Genomic DNA, 16,910 nt, shown 5'->3' with positions numbered 1-16,910 from the left:
TGCCGCGGCGCGTCATGCGCCTACTGTGCACCAGCTCCCGCCACAAGCGGTGTCACCGCCTCCGGAGTCGTACCGACAGACCGTCCGCCGTGTAGACGGGTACGGCCCGCAGCCGCTCGGAGTTCAGCTCGATCCGGTCGAACTGGCCGCGCAGCGCCGACGCGCGCAGCACCGGCACCGTACTGCCCTCGGCGGGCGGCCGCTCGGCGTCCAGCCGCAGCACCAGCGCACTGCCCCGCTCCAGCCGCGCCCGCCGCTCCACCCGCAGCACGGGCCCGCACCCGGCGCTCAGCGTCGCCTCCAGCGTGCCGGAGTCCTGCGCATAGGAACCCGGCACCCGCACCGCCGAGGCCACCCGCAGCGTCCCCGGTCCCACCACCCGCACATCACCGCGGCCGAGCGCGTCCGAGGCACCCGCGACCAGCACACCGCCCTCCACCACGGTCCCGCCGGAGTATCGGTTGCTCCCCGTCAGCGTGAGCGTCCCGGTGCCCCGCTTGGTCAGCGAGCCGCGACCGCCGATGTCGTTGCGCCAGCTGTCGGCCGCGTGGAAGCCGCCCGCCGCCGCGTCCATGGTGACCGTCACCGCGGAGTCGAAGGCGCCGTAACCGTCCGCCGCCGCGAACAGGTTCAGCCGCCCCCACTGCTCGAACCCGTCCAGCAGGACGTACCCGGCCGGCAGCGCGGTGCTGCGCAGCACCGCCCGCCGCTGCGCCGCGTCCAGATACGGCAGCCGTGTCTCCAGCAGCACCTCCGCCCCCTTGGGCACGGTCAGCGGCACATCGCGGCCGCGCCGGGGGAGGATGTACGTCAGCCGCGGGCGCACGGAGCGGGCGTTGGCCTCCCGGTCGGCGTACGGGTCGGTGCCGGGGCCGGCCGAGTGGGCGTAGGTGTACAGGTCCTCCGTGCCGGTGCGCTCCCGGAAGTACGCGAGCGCCTGGGCGCGGGCGGCGGCCTTGAGCTCGGCGTTGGCCGGGTCGCAGAGGGCGGCGGCCGTGAGCGCGGTCGCCATGACGCGTCCGGCGACGACGTCGACGGGGGAGTGCATACCGGCCACGATCCGGGTGTCGGACAGGGCGAAGGCGTGGGTGACGAGTTCCTGGAACCGCTCCGGGACGGCGTAGGCGTACGCCAGCCCGGCCAGGTGCAGGGCGTTGGTGTGCCCGCTGGGGAAACCTCCGTCCTCGGCCGGGTCGGTGCCGCGCTGCCGCAGCAACTGCGGGGCGACGACGACCCCGGAGTCGTACACGGGGTAGCCGAGTTCGTCGGTCCGGCCGGTGTCGGCGACCTCGCTGTTGGCGTTGAGCCGCCACGGACGCGGGTACTGGTAGGCGAACTTGGCGGGGTTGCCGGACGCGAAGGGGCCGCGCACGGCGTCCACCAGCTCGGCCACCTTGCCCAGCTCCGAGCTGTGCGAGCCCGCGCCGAGCGCCGACCCGGCGGGGGCGTCGGCGGGCAGGGTGTCGCTGATCCGGCCGGGCGGGGTGCCGTCGGGGGCACTGGTGATCGAGGTGACCGCCTTGCCGCCCGCGCGGTACAGCTCGGCCAGCGGACCCAGGCCCGCGATCATGGCGTAGCTCTGGTGCTGGCGGTCGACGACGAACGCCTCCTTCGCCTGCTCGGCCGTGCGCGCCGTGGTGACGCGCACACAGTGCCGGACGTTGGCGCGCAGCACCTCGGGCAGCAGCGGGGTGCCGGTGTTCCAGGCGTCGCCGGTCTTCCACACCTCGGCGAAGCCGCCGAGGATGCGGACGACGGCGTTGGTCTCGGGGGTGAGGTTCGTGGCGATGTTGCTGCGGTAGTCGTCGACGAACGCGGGGAGTCCGGCGGCGGCCTTGGCGTCCGCGGCGGACAGCCAGGTCGCGAAGGTGGGCGCGGCCAGTACCCCGGCCGAGGCACCCAGGGACGTCCTGAGGAACCCCCTTCTGTTCAGGGCGACTTCACTGACCGGTGCGAGGGGCCGGGGCCCGGCGGTGGACGGCATGCGACTGCCTCTCTGGAGTGCCACGGCCGAACGGCCGGGAAGGGAAGGGGAAGTGACGGAGCCTCGGGGATCAAAGGAGCGCATGGGCGAGCGCCAGCGCTCCCTGTACCGGCGGCACGCTCAGGCGCGTGGACCGTGCCCCGGGAACGCAATCGTCGAGCGCGCCCACGAACGCCTCGTACAGCGCGGGCTGGGCCAGGATCGTGCCGCCCGCGACCACCACGTCATCCACCGGAGCGCCGCGCACGGCGAGTTGCCGTACGAGCCCGGCCAGCGACCGGCCGCCCTCGGTGATCACGGAACGGGCGAGCGCGGAACCGGCCTCGGCCGCTTCGAACACGACCGGCGCACGGCTGCCCCAGTCGGCGGAGACATCCTCGGCGGACTCCAACGCGGCGCCCAGCGCGGGCACTTCGGCCACGTCGAACGCGGAGATCAGCCCCTCGGCCAGCGCGTCCGGGGCCTCCCCGCGATCGTGCGCCGCCCAGACGGCCCGTACGGCCTCCCGGACGAGCCCGGCCGCGCCGCCCTCGTCACCGAGGACCGCGCCCCAGCCGCCGACCTGGAGCGGGCTGCCGTCGGGCAGCCGCCCGACGGCGACCGAGCCGGTGCCCGCGACCAGGCCGACGCCCTTTTCCAGACCGGCGGCCGGGACGAGGAGTTCGGCGTCGCCGACCACCAACACGGGAGCGTCGAGGTGGAGTTGCAGCGCATTGATGATCCAGGCGCACTGGCGTGGGGTCTCGCAGGCGTGTCCGCCGACCGCCACGGCGGCCGGGCGGGCGCCCTTCGGCAGGGCGTCGGCGATCAGCGCGGCGAGCCAGTCGGCCGCGGCCACCGGGTCGTGCGGCCGCCAGCCGGTGCTCGCCCGGACCCGGTCGGCGACCAGGTCCGCGCCCGCGACCGCGCGCAGATGCGTCTTGGTGCCGCCCACGTCGATACCGACCACGAGCGGGGACAGGAGAGAAGAGTCCTGCACGGGATCTCTTTCGTCGTTGCAGTCGTAGCAGGGGTGCTGTTGTCTGCGACGGCGGGCGAACCGCGCCTGGACAGGGGAAGTCGGTCGGGAAGCCCCGGGACGGGCTTCGAAGGGGTGCGGCAGGCGAGTACCGCCGGAGTTCGTTAGGAAGTTAACTAACGAAGTAGGGTGCGTCAAGCGCCGCACCGAGACCGGACGGCCACAGCACGATCTGGGGAGACCATGGACCTGAGCGAGAGCGCGCGTGCGGTGTTCGCCGTGCTGGCCGGGGCGAGTACCGCCACCCGCCCCCGGCTCGCGGCGGACGCGGGACTGTCGAAACCGACCGTGTCCTCCGCCGTCGCCGAGTTGGAGGCGGCCGGACTCGCCGCCCACTCCGGCACCGCGGCCGGTGCGATCGGCCGCTCGGCCGCCGTCTACCGGCTCGGCCCCGCCGCCGGCGCCGTCCTCGCCGTCGACCTCGGCCCGGACCGCACCCGGGTCCGCGGCTGCGCCCTCGACGGCGCCCTGCTCGCCGAGGGCGACGGCACCCGCGCCGAGGCCGCCGGGACCGTACGCGCCGTACTGGCCGAGCTGCCCGCCGACGCCCCGCTGCGCACCATCGTCGTCGCCGTCGGCGATGTCACCACCCGCGACGGCACCCGGATGCGGCCCGCGACCGCCAAGGCCGGACCGGTCTACGACCAGGTGGCGGTGGCCCTGCCCCCGGGCGTCCCGGTCCACCTGGAGAACAACGTCAACTGCGCCGCCCTCGCCGAACTCCACGAGGGCGCCGCCCGCGGCCGGGACACCTTCGGCTACCTGCGCATCGGCGTCGGCATCGGCCTCGGTGTGGTCATCGGCGGCCGGGTGCTGCGCGGCGCGAACGGCGCCGCCGGTGAGGTCGCCCGGCTGCCCTTCCCGTGGGACGAGTCCCGCGAACCGCGCCGCGAGGCGCTGGAGGAACACATCGGCGTGCGGTCGCTGCTGCGGCGTACGGCCGAGGCGTGGCGGGACGGCGACGGACCCTGCCCGCGCACCGTCGAGCGGCTGTTCGCGCTGGCCGGCGAGGGGCACGCCACCGCCGCCGCCATGGTCGAGCGGCACGCCGCCGACATCGGACGGCTCGCCGCCGCGGTCTCCGCCGTACTGGACCCGGGCCTGCTCGTGCTGGGCGGCGCAGTCGGCGCGAACCCGCGGCTCCTGCCCGGTGTCCGCACCGCGCTCGCCGAGCTGAGCTGGCCCACCGAGGTCGTCAGCAGCGCCCTCGGGGACAGCGGCACCGTCGTCGGGGCGACCCGGCTCGCCGTGGCCCGCGGAATCCAAACCGTGACCGGTGTCGGCGCGGGCAGGCATTGACGGACTCCGGCCGCTTCTGCCAATGTCCGGACAAGCGCTTTCTGAACCGGCGGGACCCGGTTCAGGGCGGGGCACCGCGCCGTACCGCGTACGGCGCTCCGGACGAGGGCGTGCTCGTCCGGACACGGCAGGGACGAACGCCGTGCACCCCGCCCGTCAGGGCCGTGCGACCGGGCGAGGTCGCGGCACCGGAACGCGCCATCCACGAGGATCCCGAGCCGCCTGAATCGGCGGGCGATCCGTCACGCACATCCAGGGAGGACCCGGTGGGTCACCAGATCTCGCGCAGAACCCTCTTCCGCACCGCGAGCGGCCTCGCCGTCGCCGGCAGCCTCGGCGGCGCCCTGAGCGCCTGCGGCGGCGGCACCGGAGCCGGCAGCACCAGCAGCGAGCTCACCATGACGTGGTGGGGCAGCGACGACCGGCACGCCGCCTACAAGAAGGCGCTGGCCTCCTTCCAGAAGGACAACCCCAAGATCAAGATCCGGGAGACCTACTCCGGGTACGACGGGTACTTCGACAAGTTCAACACCAACATCGCCGGCGGCAGCGCCCCCGACCTGCTCCAGATGGACACCGCGCTGGTCGCGCAGTACGCCCGCAAGGGCGTCCTCGCCCCGCTCGACTCCTACGTCGGCAAGTCACTCGACCTCACCGGCTTCTCCAAGACCCTGCTCGCCGCGGGCACCGTCGACGGCAAGCTCTACGGCGTGCCCTCCGGCATCGGCGTCAACCAGCTCACCGTCAACCGCTCCGGCCTGGAGGACCTCGGGCTGAAGCTCCCCGACCGCGAGTGGACCTGGGCCGACCTGAGGAAGATCTCCCAGGACGTGTACAAGAAGAGCGGCGGCAAGATCCACGGCGTCGACGACGTCGGCGGCGGCGCCCTGCAGGCGTTCGAGATCTACGCCCGCGAGCACGGTGAGACCTTCTTCTCCGAGGACGGCAAGAACGTCGGCTTCACCCCCGAGACCCTCCAGCAGTGGTGGGAGTACTGGGCCGAGATGCGCAAGCTCAACGCCTGCCCGCCCCCGGCGATCACCTCCGCCGCGCACAACGACCTCACCAAGAACGCGGTCGTCATCGGCAAGGCCCTGTTCACCTTCGACATCGGCGTCTACGGCGCCGGCGGCTCGGTCACCGACGCGCAGCTGGACTTCCTGCCCAGCCCGCAGGGCGACTGGTCCGGCGCCCGCGAGGGCAACTACGTCAACGGCGGTGTGCTGCTGAGCGCCACCAAGTCCAGCAAGCGGGTCGCCGACTCGGTGAAGATCATGTCGTTCTTCGCCCAGGACGAGACCGCCATCAAGGCGATGCAGCTCTTCCGCGGCATCCCGCCGACCGAGAAGGCCCGCGACCTGATCGCCTCGGGCCTGAGCGAGACAGACAAGCTCAACATGGAGATGGCCGACTACATCTCCAAGCGGGTGTCCGCGGCGAGCGACGCCCTGCCCACCCCGCCGGCTCCGCCGCAGGGCGCCGACCAGATCTGGGACCTGCTGTTCCAGTCGAACCTCGCGATCGCCTTCGACAAGAAGTCGGTCAAGGCGCAGCTCGGTGAGTTCTTCGACCAGGCGGCGGGCATTCTGGGCGGCTGAGCCCGCACCGCGCAGCACAGGACACCCGGAGAGGGCCAGGGAGACATGAGTACGACCACTGCGAAGACCGACGCGGTCACATCGGAACCGCCGGTTCCGTCGACCCCGTCCGACCGGCGGGAACGCGACCGGATGCGCCGCCGCCTCGCCAGACGGCGGGGCGGGGGATGGTGGCCGTACCTCTTCCTGGCCCCCTGGTTCGTCGGCCTGTTCGGGCTGACGATCTACCCGATGCTCGACTCGCTGTATCTGTCCTTCACCGACTTCGACCTGCTCACCCCGGCTCAGTGGACCGGCACCGACAACTACGAGCGGATGTTCACCGACGACCCGGTCTTCTGGGACTCGGTGCACGCCACGCTGGTCTACGTCGTGGTCTCGGTGCCCCTCAAGCTCGCCCTCGCGCTCGCCGTGGCGATGCTGCTCAACCGGGACCTGAAGGGCATCGGCCTGTACCGGGCCGCCTTCTACCTGCCGTCCCTGCTCGGCGGGGCCGTCGCCATCGCCATCGTGTGGCGGCAGGTCTTCGGCGGCGACGGCCTGTTCAACGACTTCCTCGCCTGGTTCGGCATCGAGGGCCAGGACTGGATCTCCAGCCCCGACACGGCTCTCTACACCCTGGTCCTGCTGGCCGTCTGGCAGTTCGGCACCCCGATGGTGATCTTCCTGGCCGGACTGAAGCAGCTGCCCAAGGACGTCTACGAGGCGGCCGCGATCGACGGCGCGAGCCCGGTGACCCGGTTCTTCCGGATCACCCTGCCGCTGCTCACCCCGATCGTCTTCTTCAATGTGGTCCTCCAGATCATCGACGCGTTCAAGACGTTCACCCCCGCGTTCGTGATCAGCAATGGCTCGGGCGGACCGCTCAACTCGACCATGCTGTACTCCCTCTACCTCTACAAGAAGGGCTTCACCGACCTCCAGATGGGCTACGCCTCGGCGCTGGCCTGGGTGCTGTTCCTGGTCATCGCGGGATTCACGGCGGTCAACTTCATCGCCGGCCGCTACTGGGTCCACTACGACGACTGAGCCGAGCGAGGAGCCTTCACCCCATGTCCGCCATCACGCCCAACGCCTCGCCGCTGGCCCGCCTGCGTACGCTGACCGGCCCGCGCCGCATCTTCACGCACACCCTGCTGATCGGGGTGGCCGTCGTGATGCTGTACCCGCTGCTGTGGATGCTGAGCAGTTCGCTCAAGCCCGACACCGAGATCTTCACCCACCCCGGCCTGATCCCCAGCGAACTGCGCCCGGAGAACTACTCCGAGGGCTGGAGCGGCTCCGGCAACTCCTTCTCTCTCTACATCACCAACTCGCTGATCGTCACGATCGGCGCGGTGATCGGCAACGTCATCTCCTGCTCGCTGGCCGCCTACGCCTTCGCCCGCTTCGAGTTCCGAGGCAAGAAGATCTGGTTCGGCCTGATGCTCGGCACGCTGATGCTGCCCACCCAGGCGGTGCTGATCCCGCAGTACACGATCTTCTACAACCTGACCTGGATCAACACCTACCTGCCGCTGATCGTCCCGAAGTTCCTGGCGGTCGACGCCTTCTTCATCTTCCTGATGGTCCAGTTCATCCGCTCCATCCCGCGCGAGCTGGACCAGGCGGCGATGATGGACGGCGCCAACCCCCTGCAGATCTACTGGAAGATCATCCTGCCGCTGATGAAGCCGGCCCTGATCACCACCACGATCTTCACCTTCATCTGGACCTACGACGACTTCCTGCACCAGCTCGTCTACCTCCAGCAGAACGAGAAGTTCACCGTGCCCCTGGGCCTCACCCTGTTCCTCGACCAGACCAGCGGCTCCTCCTACGGCGCCATGTTCGCGATGTCGACCCTCGCCCTGCTGCCCACCCTGATCTGCTTCCTGATCTTCCAGAAGCGGCTGGTCGAGGGCATGGCCACCTCGGGAATGAAGGGCTGAACACCGCATGCTCCTCCCGCACCAGCGCGGCCCGCTGCACGACCTGCCGGACACCCCGGAGGCGTACGACAAGGTCCTCGCCGACATCACCGAGCAGGCCCTGGCCCGCCTCACCCCCGAGGGGAACCTCGAACACCCCGACGCCCTCGACGACATCGGCGACACCTCCCTCGGCGTGACCTCCCTGCTGGCCCTCGCACACCGGCGCACCAAGGACCCCCGGCTGCCGGAGCCGGTACTGCGCTCCCTCCGCTTCCACCTGCGCGAGCGCGTCTACACCGAGGACAACCCCGGCTACCCCAACCTCAAGGTGCGCGACTCGGGCCTCCCGTACGCCCGTTACGTCCTGGAGCCCGGCGCGCACCCGATCGGCGACTGGCCGAGCACGGTGTGGGCGCTGCTCCAGCTCGTCAACGTCCTCGACACGGCCGAGGACCTGCTCGACGACGCCCTGCGCACCGCACTCGTCGAGCTGGGCCACGGCTACTGGCGCTGGCTGACGGAGGCGACCTTCTTCAACCCGCAGGAGGCCGGCAACCAGGCCATCGGCGCCGTCGTCGGCGGCCTGATGCTCGCCGCGCACCTGGACGGCGAGGACGCGGAGGAGGTGCGCGGCCGGGCGATGCGCCTGTACGAGGAGGAGATCCGCGCCCACCGGGTCCGCGACCGGGGCGCGCTGCTGCCGCCCGAGCACGGTGGCGCGTACGACAACAACTACGGCCCGATCTCGCTGTCCTTCCTCGCGCAGGCCCACCGGGTCAGCGGCGAGCCGGTCTTCGCCGAGGACGGCGACACCCTCGCCCGCTACCTCGACGCCCGGCTGACCAGCGGCGGCTTCGACATCGGCGGGCCGCGCTACAGCGAGCAGCACTCGGGCTTCGAGTCGGTGCTGGGGCTGCGCTACTTCGGTCGGCGCGTCGGCGCGGACCTGGGGCGCTACCGGGGCGACAGCCGCTGGGGCCGGTACGCGGTCAAACCGGACGGCGGGATCGACGGGCACTTCGCGTTCATGCTGGTGTGGCAGATCCAGGACACCACGCCCTGGCACCGCGCCCCCTCCCGGGCGACCCATCGCCACCAACTGCGCGCGGACGGGGTCTCGGTGGCCTTCGACAGCCGTATGACGCCGTCACTGATCGAGGCGGGCGGGACCTACTACCTGCCCGCGGCGGTCGGCCGCCAGCACGGCATCGGCCCGGTGGCCGACGGCTTCCTGCTGTGCCGCCCCATGGGGGAGGTCCGCGTGCGCGACGCGCGCACCGCGGGCCTGGCGGCGAAGCTCGTCACCAAGCCGGTCGTCGGCCGCGACCACGTCCTGCGCCACGTGCGCTCGCTGTACGTCACGGACGGCACCTGTCTGTGGCTGACCGTGGCCGTGGAACGCCTGCCCGGGGAGCCGTACCTGCTCGCCGGGTTCCCGTACGCGGCCGACGACGGCGACCGGGTGCGCAGGACCGCCGCCCACGAGGTGACGGCGGCGGGCGCACTCCGGCTGGCCCACCCACAGTCCGACAGCCCGGACCACTTCGACACCCGCGCCGAACGCACCCAGGAACAGGCGGCGTTCGCCCTCGCGGCCGATCCGCGCGGCTACGGCAACCCCGACGAGGGCTGGAGCCATCTGATCGCCTCCAGCGCACTGGAGGCCGAACCGGCGCCCAACGCCCCCGCCGATCTGCATGTGTTCGCGGTGCGCTACGGCGGAACCGGCGCGCTCACCGTGCGGTTCGAGCAGACGGAGGCCGGACTGACCGTACACACACCAAAGTTCACGGCGCTGCTCGGCGATCCGGCGGGCGACGCCGCCGGGGGACCCGAGCTGACGCTCACGCCTCCAGCACCCGGCGCTTCTGCTCCTCGAACTCCGCCTCGCTGAGCACACCCTGCGCCTTGAGGTCGCCGAGCTGCTTGAGCTGCTCGATCTTGTCCGTCATGTCGGGGGCCGACGGAGCGGCGGCCGGTGCGGCCGGCGGGGGCGCGGGCGGCTGGGCGTACTGGGCCTCCTGCGCCTCCTGCGCCGCCCAGCGTCCCGCCTGACGGCGGCTGACCCGGTTGGAGACCGCGGTCGCCGTTCCGGCCACTACGGCGGTGCGCGCCATTCCGCGGAGAAGACCTGGCATGACTGATCCTTTCGGTCAGGACGCGTTCAGCGTTCAGGACGCGGACTCGGTCTCGTCGAGGGCCGCGACCAGGGCGGGCACCGGGATCCGCCCGGAGGCGACGAGCTGGGCGCCGCTGCGGCGCAGGGCGGCGGCGAAGGGCGCGGCCCACCGGTTCTCGTAGACGAGGATGCCCGCGCTGCTGCCCGGCTGCAGGGCGCTCGCGGCCTCCTCCAGGTCGTCCTGGCCGAGGAGCCCGGACGAGGCGCCCTCGAAGACGGCCAGGTCGAGCGCGCCGTCGCCGGTGAGGTCGGCGATCTCCAGGCCGCTGACGGTGCCGTCCGCCTCCTTGCGGACGAACATCAGGTCCAGGATCCGGATGATGCCGCGGTCCACCAGGTCGACCAGGAGCGGGAAGTTCTCACCCGTCATCCGGTTGCCGGGGAACTCGACGACCAGGTAGTCGATCGGGCCCACGTCTTCGAGTTCGTCGCTCACGGTGCCACTCCCGGTGCTCACGTATGCCCCCCGTGAAGCCCCCTCGTGTCAATTGCAGCACCGGCCCGCGGTCGACGCACTTCGGCCCGGTCCGGGGCACACGGGCCGCGGCACGGCCGTCGCCGGGACGACGAGATCGGCGCGCCCGCGGGTGGCGGCCACCAGATCGGCGTTGCGCTGGTCCGTGCCGAGCGACCAGGCGCGCGCCGCCTCGGGGCTCTTGCCGAACCGCTCGTGCCGGGCGACCAGGCGGCGGATCCGCTCGTCCTCCGGCAGCTCGCAGAACCACACCTCGTCCAGGGCGGCCCGTACCCGCGCCCAGGCACTTGTGTCCAACAGCAGATAGTTGCCCTCGGTCACGACCAGACGGGCCGACGGGGGCACCGGGATCGCGCCCGCCAGGGGCTGCTCCAGCTCCCGCTCGAATCCCGGCGCGTAGACCACCTCCCCGTCCGGTTCGTCGCGCAGCCGGCGCAGCAGCGCCGCGTACCCGGCCGCGTCGAAGGTGTCCGGGGCACCCTTGCGGTCGCGGCGGCCCAGCCGGTCCAGTTCGGCGTCGGCGAGGTGGAAGCCGTCCATCGGGACGTGGGCGGCGAAGGGCCGCCCGTCCGCGTTCAGCTCCCGTACCAGGTGCTCGGCGAGGGTGGACTTGCCCGCGCCGGGGCTGCCCGCGATACCGAGGATCGCGCGCTGTCCCGAGGAGGCCAGAGCGCGGGCGCGGGCCAGCAGATGATCAAACGTTCGAGGCACGAGCAGAGTCTGTCATCCGGGCCGTCAGGCGGCTGGCCGAACAGCACCCTGCGCCTTCCCACAGGCCGAGTTAGTTTTGTCCGTGTTTTCTCCACTTCCGGTCAGGGGTGGATGGTCCAGACAGGGGTGGATGATGTCCCACGGCAGTAACGCCATGCTCTTAAAGGCCGGTCGGCACGAACCGGCAGCCATGGCGGGAGCGCCCTGGTGGAGGCGCGGGAACACCCCGCTCGCCCTCGTGGCAGGAGCTTTCACCGCCGGGCAACTCCTCCTGGGGAACCCGGACATGGGGCTCGGCTGGGACGAGTCGGTCTACGTCAGCCAGGTCAGCGACCAGGCACCGGCCGCCTTCTTCAGCGCGCCGCGCGCCCGCGGTGTCCCGCTGCTCGTGGCACCGGTGGCCCTCTGGTCGTCCTCCACCGGTCTGCTGCGCCTCTTTCTCGCCGTTCTCTCCGGACTCGCCCTCTTCCTCGCCCTGCGCGCCTGGCGGGGGCTGTTCCCGACCCGTGTACTGGCCGCCGGGGGCGCCCTGTTCGCCACCTTGTGGGTGGTCCTCTACTACGGCCCGCAGGCCATGCCCAACCTCTGGGTCGCCCTGGGCGGCCTGTTCACCGTCGGCTGCTACCTGCGTGCCCGCGCCGCACGTCGCCCGGACCGGGGGGCCTGGTGGGGCGTGGCGGCAGGCGCCGCGTTCATGGCGCTGATGCGTCCGACGGACGCGGTCTATGTCGCCCTTCCACTGCTCGCCGCGGCCCTGGCCGGACGCCACTGGCGGCTCGGCCTCGTCACCACGGCGGGCCTCGCCGCCGGGGCCGTCCCCTGGGTGGTGGAGGCGTACACCTCCTACGGCGGACTGCGCGAGCGGCTCGACCAGGCGTCGCGGGTGCAGGGCGGACTGGGCTGGAACTTCGCCGTCGACGACCAGATGCGCAGCCTGGGCGGTCGGACCCTGTGCCGGCCGTGCACCGTTCCCATGCCGGACCCCGTGCTGATGGTGTGGTGGTTCCTGCTGCCGCTGCTCGCCCTGCTCGGACTGGCCGTGGCGGTACGCGCCGGGCGCACCGCGCGCACTCTGCTCCCGCTGGCCTGCGCGACCACCGCCGCCGTCCCCTATCTGTTCCTCATCGGCTACGCGGCGCCCCGCTTCCTGACCCCCGCCTACGCGCTGGTCGCCCTGCCCGTCGCCGACGGGCTGCTGCACCTGGTCAGGACCCGGGCCGGACGGTGGCGGCCACTCGCCACGGGCGTGCTCGCGGTCGCGGTGGCCGGGCATCTGGCGGTGCAGTACGCCGTCCTGCACGGCATGGTCGACCGCACCACGGCCCACCACGGCTCCTGGGCCCGCAATGTCGAGACGATGCGCTCCCTCGGCGTCCGCCCGCCCTGTCTGCTCCTGGGCCACGAGGCGATCCCGGTCGCCTACTACGCGGGCTGCGCCTCGGGCGCCATCCGCGGCAACAACGCCAACATCACGCGGGCGGAGATCCTCAGCACGGCCCGCCGGGAACCGGTCGCCGTGCTCAGCGTGCCCGGCGGCACACCGCCCGCCTACGCGCGCGACTGGGAGCTGCACCACCTCGACGGCGTGGACGTGCGCATCGCGCCTGCCCCGCGTGAGGGCGGAACACCGTGACATCCGGGCGGCTTGTCGCCGCACCCGCCCGAAGACGGGCCGCCTACTGGCACACCGCGATCGGCCTCACCGTCCTCGTCGCCGTCCTCTGGCTGGCCAAGCGGCACTGGCCGCTACTGGAGAACGGCGCCGTCCGGCTCGCCGTGGCCGACCAGGGCGGGCTGCTGGTGGCGGGCACGGCGGCGATCGGCACCTGGCTGTGCGCGTCCCTCGCCCAACAGGGCGCCGTGCCCGAACGGCTGCCCCGAGTGCGGCTCGTCGCCGCCCAGTTCGCCGCCTCCGCCGCCAACCACGTCCTGCCCGCCGGACTCGGCGCGGGCGTGGTGAACCTGCGGTTCCTGATGCGCTGCGGCCTTCCGGCGGCCCGCGCGGCCACCGCCGTCGCCGCCAAAGGCACCGCCGGGATCCTGGTCCGCGCGGTCCTCATCGCCTCCCTCGCCCTCGCCTGCCCGGGCGTCCTCACCCTCCCGCGCCGCTCACCCGGGCCGACCGCGGTCCTGCTCACCGCGGCCGCCGTCGCGACCGTGGCCGCGCTGCTCGCCGGGCCGTTGCGGCAGCGGTGCCGCCGGGTCTGCCGCACCGCCCTCGCCGACCTGCGCGCCGTGCACACCCGGCCCCTGCGGGCGGCGGCCCTGTGGGGCGGCTCGTTCGCCTTCGCCGCGCTGCACTGCCTGGTCCTCGTCGCCGTCACTCAGGCCGTCGCCCTGCCCCTGCCCCCGCTGAAGGTCGCCCTCCTCTACCTGGCCGCCAGCAGCGCCGCCGCCCTCCTGCCCACCCCGGGCGGCCTCGGCTCCCTGGACGCGGCCCTCGCCCTGGCGCTCACGGCGTCCGGCGCACCGGCCGCGTCGGCGGCCTCGGCGGTACTCGGCTACCGGTTGCTGACGGTGTGGCTGCCTCTGGTGCCCGGGTTGCTGGTGCTGGGGGTGCTGATCCGGCGCAAGGCGCTGTGACCGGTTGCCGGTCCGCCGCAAGGCTCGGTGACGGGTTGCCGGTCTGCCTCCGCCTGATGGCTCTGTGATCCGAACGGAGTTGCCCGCGTCGCCGCGTCTGGTAGGACTTCGGTTGTCGGACGGCGGACGAGGGGGAGGGCCATGACGCAGGACGAGTACGGCGGGCGACTGGGCGAGGAGTTCTTCACACCAGGGTCCTCCTCGTTCACGGAGTTCCTCGCGGCCCATCGGCCGGAACTGCTCAGCACGCGCCGCGTCCTGCCGGACGGGATGCTCGCCGACCCGGACCGGGTGCCGCACGGCACCACGGTGCTCGCCCTCACCTTCGGGGACGGCGTGCTCATCGCCGGGGACCGCCGGGCCACCATGGGCAACCTGATCGCCCAGCGCGACCTGGAGAAGGTGCACCCGGCCGACGACTACACCGCCGTCGCCTTCGCCGGAACCGTCGGTCTCGCCGTGGACATGGTCAAGCTGTACCAGGTCGAGCTGATCCACTTCGAGAAGATCGAGGGCGTCCCGATGACCCTCGGCGCCAAGGCCCGGCGCCTCGCGGGCATGATCCGCGAGAACCTCGGCCAGGCCATGCAGGGCCTGGCGGTCGTCCCGCTGCTCACCGGCTACGACCCGGCCCGGCCCGAGGGCGAACGGGGCCGCATCTTCGCCTTCGACATCGGCGGCGGCCTGTACGAGAAGACGGACTTCTACGCCGAGGGGTCCGGATCCCCGTACGCCCGCAGCGCGTTGAAGAAGCTCTTCCACCGGGGCATGTCCCGCCGCGAGGCGGCCCTCGCCGCGCTCCAGGCGCTCTACGACGCCGCCGACGACGACTCCGCCACCGGCGGCCCGGACCTCGGCCGCCGGATCTTCCCGATCGTCTCCGTCATCACCGAGGACGGCTTCGAGCGGCTCACCGAGGCCGAGACGGAGCAGCTGAGCCGGGAGATGGTCGAGGCGCGCCGCAGCCGCCCCGACGGCCCGGTCGCCACCCCCTGACCTGGGCGTACCCCGCCGGGTGGTTGACCGGTGCGGATCGGGAAACGCGGTGCGGGAGGCGGCGGACCGGCCGCGCCCGGAGACGAGGGAGGCCGTCATGGCCCCGGACCCCAGCACCCCCGAGCCGATGGCCGACGACACCTACGGGCCCACCGGCGGCAACGAGGAGCAGGAGGACGCCACGCCCCTCGACCCCGAGAACACCGTCGGTGAACCGTCCTACGACGACGTCCTCGACGCGGGCTACTCCCCGCCCGAGCACCCCCTCGGCGTCACCGAGTACGGCACCACCGCCGCCGAGCAGCACCAGGGCGAGAGCCTGGACGAACGGCTCGCCCGGGAGGCCCCGGAGGGTTCGGGTGCCGGTGAGGACGAGGAGACCGGGTCCGCCGAGGAGGCGGCCGTGCATATCGTGGGCGAGGAGACCGCCTGACCGGTCGAGGCGGTCCCCCTGCACGAGGCACGGCGAGCTAGGTCCTGTCTTCAAACTCCCGCCTGCCCCGAGCCGCCATGCACGCACTCTCGCCGCACCGGCCAAAGGTCCAAGTAGCTCCGCTACGAGGACCTTCGTCCGGCACGCCGAGAGCACGCACCTGACGCCGCGGGGCCGCCCTCCGGGCGACGACGGGAGTTTGAAGACAGGCCCTAGTCGGTCATCCGGTCGACCTGGCGGAGCCGGTTGGTGGCGTCCAGCGCGGCCACCTTGTAGGACTCCGCGAGCGTCGGGTAGTTGAACACCGCGTCGACGAGATAGTCGACCGTGCCGCCGCACCCCATCACCGACTGACCGATGTGGATCAGCTCGGTCGCCCCCGAGCCGAAGCAGTGCACGCCGAGCAGTTTGCGGTCCTCGGTCGAGACCAGCAGCTTCAGCATGCCGTGCGAGTCACCGATGATCTGCCCGCGGGCCAGCTCCCGGTAGCGGGAGATACCCACCTCGAACGGCACCCGCTCCTCGGTGAGCTGGTCCTCGGTACGGCCCACGAAGCTGATCTCCGGGATGGTGTAGATGCCGATCGGCTGGAGGTGGTGCATCCGGCCGACCGGTTCCCCGAAGGCGTGGTACGCCGCCGTGCGGCCCTGCTCCATGGAGGTCGCGGCCAGCGCCGGGAAGCCGATCACATCGCCCACCGCGTAGATGTGCGGCACCTCGGTGCGGTAGTGCTCGTCGACGGAGATCCGCCCGCGCGGGTCCGCGGACAACCCGGCCTTGTCCAGGTCGAGTTCATCGGTCAGGCCCTGTCGCCCCGCCGAGTACATCACCGCGTCGGCCGGGATCTTCTTGCCGCTCTCCAGCACGGTGACCGTGCCCCGCGGATGCCGCTCGACCGCCGCGACGGTCTCCCCGAACCGGAACGTCACCGCCAGGTCCCGCAGGTGGTACTTGAGCGACTCCACGATCTCGACGTCGCACATGTCGAGCATCCCGGCACGCTTCTCCACCACCGTGACCCGGCTGCCGAGCGCGGCGAACATGGAGGCGTACTCCATGCCGATGACCCCCGCGCCGACGATGACCATCGAACGCGGCACCCGCTCCAGGGTGAGCACATTGTCCGAGTCCATGATCGTCCGCCCGTCGAACTCCACGCTGGCGGGCCGCGCGGGCCGGGTGCCGGTGGCGATCACGATGTGCTCGGCGGTCAGCAGCCGTTCCTGTCCGGTGACCTCGCGCACGGCGACGGTGTGGTCGTCCACGAACCGTCCGGTCCCGGCGTACAGGGCGACCTGGTTGCGGGAGAGCTGGCTGCGGATGACGTCGACCTCGCGGCCCACCACGTGCTGGGTGCGCGAGATCAGGTCGGCGACGGTGATGTCCTCCTTGACGCGGTAACTCTGGCCGTACAGGTCGCGTTGGGTGAGACCGGTGAGGTACAGCACCGCCTCGCGCAGGGTCTTGGACGGGATGGTGCCGGTGTGGATGGAGACACCGCCCACCATGTCGGGGCGGTCGATGACGGCGACCCGGCGGCCCAGTTTGGCCGCGGCGATGGCGGCCTTCTGGCCGCCCGGTCCGGATCCGAGGACGAGCATGTCGAAGTCGGGCATCCTCCGGAGTCTGGCAGCTCCAAGACCGTTTCCGAAAGGGCGAAGCCGATCCGGACCCGCCCGGCGGAGCGGCCGGTTGATCAAGAGACGCCCTCGGCAGGGCGT

The 16,910-nt window shown here is 72.2% G+C and carries 14 protein-coding genes and 1 pseudogene; 9 read left to right on the top strand and 6 right to left on the bottom strand.

The features are described from left to right. Positions 1-52: 52 nt before the first annotated feature. Together ACZ7L7_RS14815 and ACZ7L7_RS14810 are read right to left on the bottom strand one after the other, a co-directional pair. A complete protein-coding gene (locus ACZ7L7_RS14815; protein WP_472076001.1) occupies positions 53-1,984 on the bottom strand; it encodes a phosphatase PAP2 family protein in 1,932 nt (643 codons plus the stop codon). A 70-nt stretch (positions 1,985-2,054) separates the two neighbouring features. Further along, the gene (locus tag ACZ7L7_RS14810; protein WP_472076000.1) at positions 2,055-2,963 is read right to left on the bottom strand and encodes an N-acetylglucosamine kinase; all 909 of its coding nucleotides are present in this window, start codon (positions 2,961-2,963) and stop codon (positions 2,055-2,057) included. Positions 2,964-3,185: 222 nt separating this feature from the next. Between ACZ7L7_RS14810 and ACZ7L7_RS14805 the strand changes: the two genes are divergently transcribed. From ACZ7L7_RS14805 to ACZ7L7_RS14785, 5 genes are all read left to right on the top strand, one after another. Further along, complete coding sequence (locus ACZ7L7_RS14805; protein ID WP_285512697.1) at positions 3,186-4,301, top strand: ROK family protein; 1,116 nt, start codon at positions 3,186-3,188, stop codon at positions 4,299-4,301. A 266-nt stretch (positions 4,302-4,567) separates the two neighbouring features. After that, on the top strand, positions 4,568-5,899 hold the full coding sequence (locus ACZ7L7_RS14800; RefSeq protein WP_285512696.1) for an ABC transporter substrate-binding protein: 1,332 nt from the start codon (positions 4,568-4,570) through the stop codon (positions 5,897-5,899). 45 nt (positions 5,900-5,944) lie between these two features. Next, complete coding sequence (locus ACZ7L7_RS14795; RefSeq protein ID WP_285512695.1) at positions 5,945-6,928, top strand: carbohydrate ABC transporter permease; 984 nt, start codon at positions 5,945-5,947, stop codon at positions 6,926-6,928. Between the two features lie 23 nt (positions 6,929-6,951). Then, positions 6,952-7,830, top strand: a complete 879-nt coding sequence (locus ACZ7L7_RS14790; protein ID WP_285512694.1) for a carbohydrate ABC transporter permease — start codon at positions 6,952-6,954, stop codon at positions 7,828-7,830. Positions 7,831-7,837: 7 nt separating this feature from the next. Then, on the top strand, positions 7,838-9,706 hold the full coding sequence (locus tag ACZ7L7_RS14785) for a hypothetical protein (protein WP_285512693.1): 1,869 nt from the start codon (positions 7,838-7,840) through the stop codon (positions 9,704-9,706). Here ACZ7L7_RS14785 and ACZ7L7_RS14780 read toward each other — a convergent pair. From ACZ7L7_RS14780 to ACZ7L7_RS14770, 3 genes are read right to left on the bottom strand one after another with little or no spacing between them, the layout of a single operon-like run. After that, the gene (locus ACZ7L7_RS14780; RefSeq protein ID WP_285512692.1) at positions 9,657-9,950 is read right to left on the bottom strand and encodes an SHOCT domain-containing protein; all 294 of its coding nucleotides are present in this window, start codon (positions 9,948-9,950) and stop codon (positions 9,657-9,659) included. The two genes, ACZ7L7_RS14785 and ACZ7L7_RS14780, sit on opposite strands and share 50 nt — an antisense overlap. 33 nt (positions 9,951-9,983) lie before the next feature. Next, positions 9,984-10,427 (bottom strand): DUF6325 family protein, encoded by a 444-nt coding sequence (locus ACZ7L7_RS14775; RefSeq protein WP_285512691.1) that lies wholly within the window; start codon positions 10,425-10,427, stop codon positions 9,984-9,986. Between the two features lie 48 nt (positions 10,428-10,475). Continuing rightward, positions 10,476-11,177 (bottom strand): nucleoside/nucleotide kinase family protein, encoded by a 702-nt coding sequence (locus ACZ7L7_RS14770; protein WP_472075996.1) that lies wholly within the window; start codon positions 11,175-11,177, stop codon positions 10,476-10,478. Positions 11,178-11,310: 133 nt separating this feature from the next. Here ACZ7L7_RS14770 and ACZ7L7_RS14765 point away from each other — a divergent pair, with 133 nt between their 5' ends. From ACZ7L7_RS14765 to ACZ7L7_RS14750, 4 genes and pseudogenes are all read left to right on the top strand, one after another. Next, positions 11,311-12,810: a hypothetical protein gene (locus tag ACZ7L7_RS14765; protein ID WP_472075994.1), complete on the top strand. Its 1,500-nt coding sequence runs from the start codon at positions 11,311-11,313 to the stop codon at positions 12,808-12,810. Further along, the gene (locus ACZ7L7_RS14760) at positions 12,807-13,760 is read left to right on the top strand and encodes a lysylphosphatidylglycerol synthase domain-containing protein (protein WP_285512688.1); all 954 of its coding nucleotides are present in this window, start codon (positions 12,807-12,809) and stop codon (positions 13,758-13,760) included. Before ACZ7L7_RS14765 ends, ACZ7L7_RS14760 begins: the two co-directional genes overlap by 4 nt. A 141-nt stretch (positions 13,761-13,901) precedes the next feature. Next, a complete protein-coding gene (gene prcB / locus ACZ7L7_RS14755) occupies positions 13,902-14,756 on the top strand; it encodes a proteasome subunit beta (RefSeq protein WP_285512687.1) in 855 nt (284 codons plus the stop codon). A gap of 97 nt (positions 14,757-14,853) precedes the next feature. Next, a pseudogene (locus ACZ7L7_RS14750) lies at positions 14,854-15,138 on the top strand (DUF5709 domain-containing protein); the annotation flags it as partial. 263 nt (positions 15,139-15,401) lie between these two features. On the opposite strand, the gene sthA reads toward ACZ7L7_RS14750, so the two are convergent. After that, on the bottom strand, positions 15,402-16,805 hold the full coding sequence (sthA, locus tag ACZ7L7_RS14745) for a Si-specific NAD(P)(+) transhydrogenase (RefSeq protein WP_285512686.1): 1,404 nt from the start codon (positions 16,803-16,805) through the stop codon (positions 15,402-15,404). Between the last annotated feature and the right edge of the window lie 105 nt (positions 16,806-16,910).

Source organism: Streptomyces sp. NPDC110618 (genome assembly GCF_055657065.1).
Note: the sequence above shows the minus strand (reverse complement) of the source record. Positions and strands in the feature narration are given on the sequence as shown.